The organism is Pseudomonas sp. 50_B (assembly GCF_017491625.1).
GTDB lineage: Bacteria > Pseudomonadota > Gammaproteobacteria > Pseudomonadales > Pseudomonadaceae > Aquipseudomonas > Aquipseudomonas danubii.
In genome coordinates, this window is sequence record NZ_JAFGYX010000073.1 from 1 (window position 1) to 575 (window position 575).

Here is a 575-nt window from a genome sequence, read left to right on the forward strand (position 1 = left end):
CTTCAGGTTCGGCTGCTGGCGCGCGATGTCCTGCAGCTTCGCGGCGAGATCGGGCGTCGTGCGCTCCTGGAAGCTCGTGATGCGGATGTACGCGTAGCCCGGATCGAGCAGCTTCATCTTCACGCTCTGCACGCGGATCACCGCGCGCGTGACCGTGACGGGGAACGTGCGGTCGTCGCTCTTGCGGAAGATCGTCAGCGTGACCTTCGTGCCGGGCTCGCCGCGCATCTGCTTGACCGCCTTGTCGAGCGTCATGCCGCGCACCGGGCGATCGTTGATGCGGGTGATCAGGTCGCCCGGACGGATGCCGGCGCGGAACGCGGGCGTGTCCTCGATCGGCGAGATCACCTTGACGAGGCCGTCTTCCTGCGAAATCTCGATGCCGAGGCCGGCGAAGCGGCCCTTCGTCTGCTCCTGCAGTTCCTGGTAATCGGTCTTGTCGAGGTACGACGAGTGCGGATCGAGGCTCGACACCATGCCCTTGATCGCCGCGGTCAGCAGCTTCTTGTCGTCGACGGGCTCGACGTATTCGCGCTTGATCTGCCCGAACACTTCGGCGAAGAGCCGCAACTGGT

At 65.2% G+C, this 575-nt stretch carries 1 protein-coding gene; it reads right to left on the reverse strand.

All coding sequences use genetic code 11. The features are described from left to right. Window positions 1-575 (reverse strand): PDZ domain-containing protein (locus J5M73_RS30945; protein ID WP_207816856.1); only part of this gene is annotated, 575 nt, incomplete at both ends.